Origin of the sequence: Nonomuraea bangladeshensis (genome assembly GCF_039529455.1) — a bacterium.
In the GTDB taxonomy this organism is placed as follows: Bacteria; Actinomycetota; Actinomycetes; order Streptosporangiales; family Streptosporangiaceae; genus Nonomuraea; species Nonomuraea bangladeshensis.
Window position 1 is genome coordinate 1 of sequence record NZ_BAAAMV010000024.1, and the last position, 11,153, is coordinate 11,153.

The following is an 11,153-nucleotide window of genomic DNA, read 5'->3' on the forward strand; positions in this document are numbered from 1 at the left end:
TGCTCGTCCGTCATCGAGCGGTCCGGCTCGACAGGCAGTTCGTTCATCGACAGCGACTCCACGGCGGTCTCGGACATCAAGCGTCTCTTCCTTGATCATCAGATCCGCCGTTAGTTTTACAGTCCCCAGTTCGGGTCAAGATCGTGAGTTAGTCCGGACCGCAGAACGGCCTGACGACCGGCGACTTGACCAGCTTGGCAGGTTCCCGTGGTCAGGCCGGACAGCTGTTGGGTGGAGGCGGTCATGAGATCGCCTCCACCCCATACGCTTTGCGAAAATCGAAGATTCTGAGGAGTGAGATGGCGGACTTGTCGCAGGCAGTTCCTGCGGAGAGTCAGTGGGTTCTCCTGGAGGACTACCTCTTGAACGGATCTTTCCAGGCAGCCTGGATCGACACGAAGAATATCGAAGAGGCCGCACAACGATTCCGGGCGGATCCGAGTTCGGGCATTCTTTGTGATCTCGATACGGCATTCGACCTGGCCGACGATGACGGCGGGGGCACCATGACGTGGATCGGGGCGCATTCTCCTGGCTGGTCCGTCGCTGTCACCCTAACGGGGCGGCTTTCACTCCAACCGGCGGCGAGCTCGGGGGGTAGGCGCATCATCACTCATCAGCACAGGGCTGACCTGGCCGAACTTGCTGATGACGGGATGCTCTATTACCACGATGGAGAGCTCCTGGGCCCGCTGGGGGCACTCGAAGAATACGCGAATTACACGCGTGATCTGGAAGCACGCTACTACCTCGGGTTCGAGGAGATGGTGGAGAGCTATCTCATCCTGGCGGGACGGGTCACGAGCCGGTTCCTCGATCGCGACTGGTTCACGGCGCCGCGCGTCCTCTACCGTGTCCCCAGAGGCGCCTGGTCTCGTTGACTCCCTGACCTCGATGACTCACGGGCGGCCGTCCCCCTGATCGGTTTCAGCTGGCGGGGCTTTGTGCGCCCGATCGCCCTGTTCACTGCGAGCGGGTGATACGGCGACCTGCCCGAGACGCTCAGGCTCAGACCGTACAACGTTCGATCCGCCGTAAAGTTCAAACTCACCACGCAAGCCTGGCCCCAGGCAGCCGCGCCGAGATGGGGAACAAATGGCACATAGTGCCGACGATCAAGATCGCATGGTTGCTCGGTGGTTGCTCGCGTGTACGCGATACAACGCGGCACGCGTCGGCGCAGACCGACATGACGACGGGGATAATTCAGGCCACGGCAACACAAAACAGCACTCCGTGACACTGAGCGACATCAACCGAGGATTCTCATAATCCGTGGGTCGTGGGTTCAAGTCCCACCCGCCCTACTCACCAACACCGCGTCTGACCTGGGGTTTCTCGGTTCTCGCCACCCTCAAATCTTGCCGTTGATCATGGTCGGTTGCTCCATGGTTGCTCTTGTGTACGGACCGTGTACGGCGGTAGATCATTTAGTCCGCCATCGTCAGCTCAGACCTCGCCGACGACCAACAGAAGACCAAGCAAGAAGGCCCGTACGGCGTCCTCGGTCAGCGACGCCCTCGTGAGCGGTCAAGCCTTAGCCAAACTGCTTCGTTGTGCTCGCCAGGCGTTTCTGACCAGCAGATAAAAGATCCCCTGCTTCATGCGGAAGTCCGCTCGCCCCTTCGCAGCCGAAATTAGATACCGATCGGCTCCACAGTTCGACACCCTCATGGAGGGCAAACAAGCAGGCCCGCCGGGGAATCGGCGGGCCTGCTGGGTTCGGTAGCTCAGGTAGTGGCGTGGTCGATGTGGTTCGGCAGTGTGATCAACCGGGCAGTCTGCGCGCCGCTGGCTGCGGTGTTGATGAGGGCGGCGGCGGATTCGGCGGCGGCGCGGGCCACCTCGGGGTAGACGCTGGTGTAGGTGTCGCGCGTGAAGGTGGATGACACATGCCCCAATGTCTCCTGTACGACCTTCAGATCGACACCTGCGGCCAGCATGATCGAAGCCGCCCCATGCCGCAGGTCATGCAGCCGCACCGGCGGCAACCCCGCCCGGAAGGACAGCAGGTAGAACTGGTCGCTGACCTGCTGCGGATGCAACGCCCGGCCGATCTCGTCGGTGAAGACGAACCCGCTGTCCATCCACGCCTCCCCCGCCGCCAGCCGCTCAGCGGCTTGGCGCTTGCGGTGCGCGCGTAGCGCGGTGACGGTATCGGCGTCCAACGCGATGGTGCGGTCGCTGGCCTCGGTCTTCGGCCTGCCCTGCACCGGCTCCCACCCCAGCTGAGTGATCTGCCAATGCACCCCTGCCGTCCCGGCGGCCAGGTCGACATCCTTCCAGCGCAGCCCGACCGCCTCACCCCGGCGCAGCCCGCGCAACGCGATCAGTCGGTACAGCGCGAACAGCCGATGGGTTGCCGCTTGGGCGAGGAAGGCGAAGGTGTGGGAGGGCGTCCACACCATCACCGGGGACGGACGCGGCACGGACGCGTACACGTTGATCATGGCGGCGCGGCTCAGCCGCGCCCCGCACCGTTGCCGCTGCTCAACATCGAGCCGCTCCTGCAAGTCGCGGTTCCAGGCGGCCACCCGCTCCTCGGTCCACACCAGCGCCTTGGGAGATACGGCGTCGGGGAGTTCGACCACCGCCGCCGGGTTGAAGTCGATCAGCCGGTCCTGCTTGATCGCGATGTTCAGCGCGTGCCGGAGAGTCGCCCGGATGCGGTGCATGGTTGCCGGACCGACCGGCCGCCGATACCGCACCGTCGCCCGCTGCTCCGGATCGGCGCTGGCGCGGGCGGCGGTGATGACGTCGTTGAACTCCTCGATCGCATCGAACATCCCCGCCACATCCGACACCCGCAACCGGTCCAACCGGATGTCGCCGAGGTAGGGGGTGAAGTACAGGCGGATGTGCGCCTCGTACGAGCGACGGGTGGTGGCATCGATCTTCCGCTTACGCCGCAGAAACTCCTGCATCCATTCAGCGACGGTGACGGTGGGGTTGAGGTCCTGCCGTGTGCGGACCTTGCGCCGCACCTCCTCCACAGGCGGCAACGTCTTGGTGTCCTTGAGCACCGACAGCATCAGCTCGGTGATCTTCCGCTGCACGTGTGGGTCCTCATCCAGCGCCAGCAGTGCACGGGCGTGCTCCAGTTCAGCCTCGGCCTCCTCCAGTGTGGCGAAGCCGCGCCGTCGCAGGGGGTTGCGCCGCCGCCCATCGGCGTGCGCGGGCAACTCGAGCTGGTAGGCCCAGCGGCCGTGGGTGCTGCTCCACCTCTCCCCTGCGCCGCCGGGGCGGCGCAGCTTGGCGCAGGCCTTGCCCAGTCTCTTGCCGGTCGCCTCGTCGCGGCAGGAACATGTCTTGAAGGTGGTTCCGTTCATCTGCGTCGTCTTGCCCTTCATGTCCTGATCGGCTGCTGACCGCGTCGTCGCTGCTCGACGACGCCTTTCCTTTGCACCCCTACGACCGGCTGGACACGCCATCGCCCCTGGGCGATGGGTCCCTGCACGACCCGACCGGCGGGTTGCCCGCAGCGTCGCGCGGGACGCGGTCATGCCGTCAGGCACCCCACGCATGGGCAGCGGCGTCCAGGGCCCGGATTGCAGCCGTCCCATGGCACGCACACGGCCGGGGCGGCCGTTGTGGAACGCCCACGGCGGCCGCTGGTCGGGGGCGGTGGTATCGACGCCCACCTTCACCGCCCGCGTCAAGCGATATCCCCTGGTCACGTTCCCCGGGACACACATGATCCGGCCGGGCAAGCCGCCGGCGTGGCGTCCCGGGCAGCGGCTGGCCGCAGATTGTCCCGCTTGCACGCATAACCGCCTTCTGGCCGTAATGGCGGGAGAAGGCAGAAAAGCTCGACTGAACGAAAAGAATGTCCTGTCAGCATCATCGTCCCGATCCAGCGGGCGAGCATTGCCCGGTCACTATCCAAATACCGGCTCGAAGAGCCGAATTAGGACAGCGCGGTAGGCCAGACCTTGGTCAAATCGAAGTAAGCACCCGCTCCGATCGCCTCGAGCACCACACGCCACACGCGATCTCAGCGCCCCGGCCAGGAACAGCACATCATGCCCACGGCAGCACCAACATCAGGAAACGCCTGGCCATGGGGCGACGAGTCGGCAGGCGAACTCGGCGTATGCGTGTCGAATATTGGGCCTCATTCGCTCTGCGAGTACTCATGCGGGTCAGCCGCCACCAAGAGCGCCCGTTCGACCTCGTCGAGAGCGAGCCGCACCGCCCCAGGGCGACCGACCGGCTGCCGAGGGTGGAGGCCTCCACCCGGATGGGGAACAGGCACAGTTCGGCCAGCTCCTCGCGCAGTGGTGGCTTGGCGAGCAGTTTCGCGCGGCTCTGGGGCTCCTCCCGCTCTCCGATGACCTGGGAAACAGGTTCGGCGGCTTCCTCGCCGGTCTGCTGATCTCCACGATCACCGTGCTCGCCGGAGCCTCCGGTGCCGACACGGCGGTCCTTTCCGTCGTGGCATCGCGCCCGGGAACCCTCCACTCAGCGGGCGGGAGGGGCCGGAACCCTGGTGATGGGACCGACCAGGAGATCCTTCGCGGATCGTACGAACTCGGTGACGAGTGGGTTGGTGTCCGCAGCCCGGGTGGCCACGACGATCTGGCAAGGCTCGATCCCGTCGAGCGCAACGGTGACCAGGCCGGGGCGCAGGGTGTAGCGCCGGTCGCCGGCCGGGACGATGGCGATGGCGGTGCCGTCGGCGATGGCCTCGAGTTTGTCCTCGTAGGTCTCGGCCAAGGTAGGACCCACCGGGGCGGGTTCGCTGCCCGATCGGGGTTCGAGCCGCCAGAAGGTGGTCCATTCCACGCCCATCCCGGTACAGCCCACCAGTGGTTCTGCGGCGATGTCGTCGGCCGTGACCACCTCTTTCCCCGCGAGGTGGTGCGAGGCGGGCACGAGCAGGACCCGGGCCTCGGAGTACAGAACCGTCACCTCCAGATCCTCGGCCGGGATCGGCAGCGGCGTACGGATGACCAGGACATCGACCTGCCGCTCCAGCAGCGCGGAGGCGTCCTGCGAGCCGAGATGACGCGTACGGACGTGGGCGTCGGGACAGCGATGGCGCAGGTCGCGCACGGCGGGTGTGATGACGAGGTCGTCGACGTAGCCGATGGTGATCGTGCGCGCCGGCGCCGCCGCCCGGGCGGTCTGGACCGCCTGCCGGGCGCCGTGCAGCAGTTGCTGTGCCTGGGGCAGGAAAGCCGCGCCCGCAGCGGTGAGGCGGCTGCCCTGGGTGGTGCGCTCCAGCAGACGCACGCCGAGAGTGTTCTCCAGGCGCTGGATCTGACGGCTCAGGGAGGGCTGGGCGACCCGCAGTTCCTCGGCCGCCCGGGCGAAGTTCAGCTGCTCGGCGACGACCGTGAAGTACCGGACCAGCCGAAGGTCCAGATCGGGAAGCATGCCCCGAGACTAGTCCCCCGTTATGCAGATCTTGCATCACGGGGTGCAAGGCAGGTCTTGGACGCCTACGCCGGCCCGGTGGTGTCATACCTGCTATGACCATTGTCTTTGTCCACGGCGTCCCGGTGACCTCTGCGGTCTGGAGTCCTCTGATCAGCGAACTGCCCACGTCCCAGCAGCAGGACGTGGTCCGGCTCTCACCGCCGGGCTTCGGCGCCGCACTTCCGGTGGACTTCGGTGCCACCTTCCTGGACTACCGCGATTGGCTCATTGGCGAGCTGTCGCAGCTCAGGACCCCGGTGGACCTGGTCGGCCACGACTTCGGCGGCGGTTACGTGCTGGAGGTCGCGATGGCCCGTCCCGACCTGGTGCGCAGCTGGACCAGCGACACCATCGGCGGGTACGAACCGGACTTCACGTGGCATGACATCGCCAAGATCTGGCAGACGCCGGGGGATGGGGAACGCCACGTCGAGGAGACCTTCTCGGGAGACGCCGCGGAACGTACGCGGCGCATGATCTCGTGGGGCATCCCGGAGCCGGCGGCCGGCGAGGTGGCGCTCGGGCAGGGCCCGGAGATGGGCAGGGCCATTCTGTCGCTGTACCGCTCCGTACCGGAGAACATGCTGGCCGAACGCGGGCGCAAGCTGGCGGCGGCCGCGGCCCGGCCCGGTCTGGTTCCCGTGGCCACCGACGACCTCACTGCCGGCAGCGTCGCCCTCCGCCACCGCGCCGCCCAGCGCGCCGGCGCCCGTGCCGTGGATCTCGACGGGCTCGGTCACTGGTGGATGCTTCAGGACCCGGCCCGGTCCGCCCGCATGCTGTCGGACTTCTGGGACAGCCTGTGAAGCCGCACGTCCGGAAGTCACCGATCTTGAACACCGCGCACCACGATCACGGAAAGACCGCCGTCACCTCATGACCACGCACATCCCCGATCAGACCGGCCGGACCGCCATCATCACCGGCGGCAGCAGCGGCATCGGCAAGGCCACCGCCGCCGCACTGGCGGCGAAGGGCGCACGGGTCATCCTCGCCGTGCGCGACCAGACCCGCGGGCGCGCGGCCGCCGCCGAGATAGGCGGCCTCACCGAGTCACGCCCGCTCGACCTCGGGTCGCTGGCCTCCGTACGTGAGTTCGCCCGCACGGTGAACGGCCCCGTCGACTATCTGATCAACAACGCCGGCACCATGACCGACACCCTGCGGCACACCACCGACGGCTTCGAGAGCCAGCTCGGCGTCAACCATCTCGGGCACTTCGCCTTGACGAATCTGCTCCTGAGCCAGATCACCAGGCGGGTGATCACCGTGTCCTCCACCAATTACCGCAGCGCCCACATCGACTTCGAGGACCTGCAATGGCAACGACGGCCCTACCGGCCGTTCGGCGCCTACGGACAGACCAAGCTGGCCAACCTGCTGTTCACCCGGGAACTGCAACGCCGCCTGAACAGGGCCGGCTCACCGATCCTGGCCACGGCAGCGCATCCCGGCTGGGCGGCCACCGGATTCACCATGACCACCGGCCGGCGGCTCCTTGACCACGCCCTCGCACTGGGAACGCGGCTACTGGCCCAAAGCCCCGAAGGCGGGGCCCGGCCGACCCTGCTGGCCACCATCGGCGACGTCCCCGGCGCCAGCTTCTCCGGCCCCAGCCGGTTCGGAGTACGCGGCCCCGCCGCCCTCGAAGAACTGTCCGGCGAAGCACTCGACGACGCCGCCGCCCAAAAGCTCTGGGAGGTCTCCGAACACCTCACTCATGTCAAGTTCCCCCTGCCCACCGCCTGAGCAGTAGATCGCGCCCCGGCAGCCCCGCCCACGACCTGCTGCCCGAGGCCGTCGCCCGGTACAGCGAAGTGGCTGACCAAGGTGGCTTCCCCGCCGACGACCCCCGCGGCGCCGGCTTCACAGCCGGCGCTCTCCTTGTCCGTCGGCGTTGCTTGAGGACGTGGCATGCGCAGGCCCCCGAGAGCTTCGCCGCGCATGATCGCAGCATAGGAACTTGCAGAACCCGATGGAAGGCTTTTCAGAAAATTTCTGGAAGAATTCAGGCGTCATTACTCCCCATTATGGGCGAAATGTCTCTTTTTGGATGCATGCACCTGCCATCGAGCGGCCCGCGTCCCTGGCTATGCCGACCCATCGCGCGGCTTGAGATCATATGGCTCTATATTCGATCTCGTCAGCGTCGAAATTTGCTGAAATCTTCCAAGCATCTACCTGGCATCTAGGAGAACCGATGCGCAGATCGTTAGCCGCGCTGCTCAGCCTTGCGCTTGCCGTAGCGCCGACCCCGGCGGTCGCCGCCGCCGCACCACCACCTGCGTCCCAAGCAGGGCCGAACTCCCAACGCATCACGTTGATCACCGGAGACGTCGTCACGGTGGCCGGCGGTCGCGACGGCCTGCGGTTGCTGGCCTTCGAGCCGGGCTCCGGCCGCGAGGGGATCGGCTACCGAGTCACCAAGGGCCGCGACGGCGCCCTGTCGGTCGTCCCGGGTGACGCCCTCGACCTGCTCGCCAACGGGCGACTGGACCCGCGTCTGTTCGACCTTGACCGCCTGATCGACGATCACTATAGCGACGACAAGAGCAAGGCGTTGGCCGTACTCGTGCAGGGCCCCAAGGGGCGCTCGACCGCCGGAGCCCAGCAGGTGATGAAGGACGCCAGGCTCCGAAAGTCGCTGCCACGGCTCGCGATGAGCTCCTTCGCCGTGGACAAGACGAAGACCACCGCACAGTGGAAGGCGCTGGTGGGCGGCGAGCGCTCACCGCGCGCCTTCGTCGGTGAGGTGGGCAAGCTGTGGCTGGACGGCCGGGTCAAGGCCACGCTGACCGAGAGTGTGCCGCAGATCGGCGCTCCGCAGGTCTGGCAGTCGGGTCACACCGGTGAGGGTGTGAAGGTGGCGGTGCTCGACACCGGCTACGACACCGACCATCCGGACCTGGCGGGCAAGGTGATCGACTCGCAGGACTTCACCGGCCAGGGCGTGGAAGACGTGGCCGGACACGGCACGCACGTCGCCGCCACGATCGCCGGGACCGGGGCGACCACGAGTGGAGCGGGCAAGGGTGTGGCGCCAGGGGCCGACCTGGTCGTCGGCAAGGTGCTCGGGAACGACGGCTCCGGCGTCGAATCCGACATCATCGCGGGAATGGAGTGGGCCACGACGACCGCCGGCGCGAAGGTCGTCAACATGAGCCTCGGCGGGCCGGACACCGCGGGCGTCGACCCCATGGAGCAGGCGGTGAACGACCTGTCCGCGCAGACGGGCGCGTTGTTCGTCATCTCCGCGGGCAACGAGGGGCCTCGCTCGCAGACCATCGGCTCTCCTGGCTCGGCGGACGCCGCGGTCACGGTGGGGGCGGTCGACAAGCAGAACGTGCTGGCCGAGTTCTCCAGCAGCGGGCCTCGCGTAGGAGACCTCGCCGTCAAGCCCGACATCACCGCGCCGGGAGTGGACATCGTCGCCGCGAAAGCGGGCGGTGGCCTGCGCTCGGCGTCGGGGACGTCGATGGCGGCGCCGCACGTGGCCGGCGCGGCGGCGCTTTTGGCGGAGCTGCACCCGGATTGGCCGGCTACCCGGCTGAAGGCTGCTCTGACTAGCAGCGCCGTTCCCACTCCTGGGCTGACCGCCTTCCAGCAGGGCACCGGCCGGGTTGATGTGAACGCCGCCGCGACAGCGACAGTGATCGCTGAGGGAGCCCCGGTCTTCGGTCCGGTGTCCTCGACCGTGAACGCACCGGTCACGCGTACCGTCAGCTATCGCAACCTCGGCAGCACACCTGTCACCCTGACCCTGGAGGTGAGTGCGGCCGGGGCTCCGGCCGGCCTGTTCACGGTGAGCGCGACCAGCGTGACCGTTCCCGCCAGCGGGACCGCGGACGTCACCGTGACTGTCGACGGCCACGGCCGGCCGGTCGGCTCCTATTCCGGGCAGCTCACGGCCACCACCGGCAGCGAGGTCATTCGCACGGCCATCGGCGCCTACGTCCAGCCCGAGCAGCACACGCTGAACCTCGTCGTCAAGGACCGCCTGGGCGCACCCGCCAACACCACGGTGTGGGTCTTCTCCCGCCAGTCGGACACCGAGACGCCGGTCGCGATCGCCAACGGCAGTGGCACGATCGACCTGCCGGCAGGCTCCTACTACCTCGGCGCTCTCATCAAGACCGACGACACGTGGACGATGGCGGTCGTGCCCGCGAACATGTCGCAGGACCGGACGATCATCCTCGACTCGCAGCAGGCCAAGAAGGCCACGGTCACGGTGGGCGAGCCGACTGCCCGGCAGATCCTGCGCGAGACGTACGTGAACTTCCACTACGGCGTCGAGGACGGGCTCTACACCGGGTTCAGCATGGCGGATTACGTCCTCCCGGTCAGCGACCAAGGCATCACCTACACCGCCATCGCCTACTTCGACAAGGAAGGTTCCTCGGCGACCAGTCCCAGCCCGTACTTCTACCGCATCGTCGACCAGCGCAGCGGGGTGCCCAGCGAGCCGACCTTCCAGGGAACGCCGGCCAACCTGACGAAGGTCGACGTCACCTACCGCGGCACGGCGTCGTACGCGAGCTTGCTCGTCCAGCCCGAGTTCGACACGGGGCTCAGCTCTCCGGCGGCCCTGATCTACTCGCCGGTCAAGATGCCGTCGGTGGTGACCGAGTACCGGACGCCGGGACGCTGGCGCGGCCTGCTCCGGTTCGACGGAAAGCAGGTCCTCTCCGATCCCCGGGAGTTCGGCTCCGGCCTGGACAACACGGAGACGTGGAACGGCGCGGTTATCGGGCCCGCCCTCCCCGCGAAGAATGGCTATTGGAGTGGTACGGCTTGGCGTGACAACAACGAGATGGTGTTCAACTACATCAAGCTCCACTCCGACTCGGAGGCCGGTCACGGTGGTGAGAACGCCGACACCGAGGGGTCGATGCGCCTGTTCCGCGACGACCAGCAGATCTGGTCCAACTTCGTGAAGCCGCGTACCTGGCTCGTCCCGGTGACCGTCCCGGAGGCCCCCTCGCAGTACAAGCTCACCGCTTCGGCCACCAACAGAAATGGCGCCACGTCCACCCAGATCGATACGGAATGGACCTTCACCTCCGATGCCACGGCGAACGGGCCGCTCCCGCTGATGGTGGTGCGGTATCGGCCGGACGGACTGGACGAGCTGAACCGCGCGGCGGCCGGAACGGTGACCCCCGTGGTCACAAGCGTCCAGCGGGAGCCGGGCCAGGCCGTCACGTCCCTGGCCTCCTGCCTGATCGAGTCCTCCGTCGACGACGGCTCCACCTGGACGACGGTGGCCCAAGGGTCGACGTGCGGAACCCCGCAGATCACTAACCCGGCCGCCCCCGGCTTCGTGTCCTTGCGCGCGACGCTGGCCGATCAGGCGGGCAACACCGCCAAGCAGACGATCATCCGGGCGTACCAGGTGAAGGAGGCGCCGGGGTCGACGCGCATCCGCGTGCAGAAGGACGCGGGGGCGGGCAACAGGATCACGATCCGCGGCAACGTCAGCCCTCTCACCTGGTCTGCCGGTCGTGACTGCGTGAAGGTCTCGACCGCTGTGTGGGACTGCTGGGTGCCGGGCATCCCGGCCGGCCAGGCGTTCGAGTACAAGCCGTTGATCAACGACTCTGTGTGGTCGATCGGGAGCAACTACCACGGTGTGGGAGGAACCACCCAGGAGATCACGCCCACCTTCTGACCGAGACCAGACCGGGCTTCCCGCGGGGCGGGAAGCCCGGTCTTCTCAGCGTCGAGTGTCC

Annotated in this window: 6 protein-coding genes; 4 read left to right on the top strand and 2 right to left on the bottom strand. The window is 67.2% G+C overall.

The genetic code is table 11. The annotated features are described in order from the left end of the window. Nucleotides 1-299: 299 nt before the first annotated feature. A complete protein-coding gene (locus ABD292_RS47255; RefSeq protein WP_344219761.1) occupies nt 300-881 on the top strand; it encodes a hypothetical protein in 582 nt (193 codons plus the stop codon). An 849-nt stretch (nt 882-1,730) separates the two neighbouring features. Here ABD292_RS47255 and ABD292_RS47260 read toward each other — a convergent pair. Further along, the gene (locus ABD292_RS47260; protein ID WP_020544404.1) at nt 1,731-3,350 is read right to left on the bottom strand and encodes a tyrosine-type recombinase/integrase; all 1,620 of its coding nucleotides are present in this window, start codon (nt 3,348-3,350) and stop codon (nt 1,731-1,733) included. A 1,111-nt stretch (nt 3,351-4,461) separates the two neighbouring features. Continuing rightward, complete coding sequence (locus ABD292_RS47265; protein WP_344219764.1) at nt 4,462-5,379, bottom strand: LysR family transcriptional regulator; 918 nt, start codon at nt 5,377-5,379, stop codon at nt 4,462-4,464. A gap of 95 nt (nt 5,380-5,474) precedes the next feature. Between ABD292_RS47265 and ABD292_RS47270 the strand changes: the two genes are divergently transcribed. The 3 genes from ABD292_RS47270 to ABD292_RS47280 all read left to right on the top strand — a co-directional run bounded on the left by ABD292_RS47270 (nt 5,475) and on the right by ABD292_RS47280 (nt 11,092). After that, nucleotides 5,475-6,227, top strand: a complete 753-nt coding sequence (locus tag ABD292_RS47270) for an alpha/beta fold hydrolase (protein ID WP_344219766.1) — start codon at nt 5,475-5,477, stop codon at nt 6,225-6,227. Nucleotides 6,228-6,297: 70 nt separating this feature from the next. Continuing rightward, entirely contained in the window at nt 6,298-7,170 is an 873-nt protein-coding gene (locus ABD292_RS47275) for an oxidoreductase (RefSeq protein WP_344219768.1), read from the top strand. Nucleotides 7,171-7,621: 451 nt separating this feature from the next. Then, nucleotides 7,622-11,092, top strand: a complete 3,471-nt coding sequence (locus ABD292_RS47280; protein ID WP_344219770.1) for a S8 family serine peptidase — start codon at nt 7,622-7,624, stop codon at nt 11,090-11,092. The last annotated feature ends 61 nt before the right edge of the window (nt 11,093-11,153 follow it).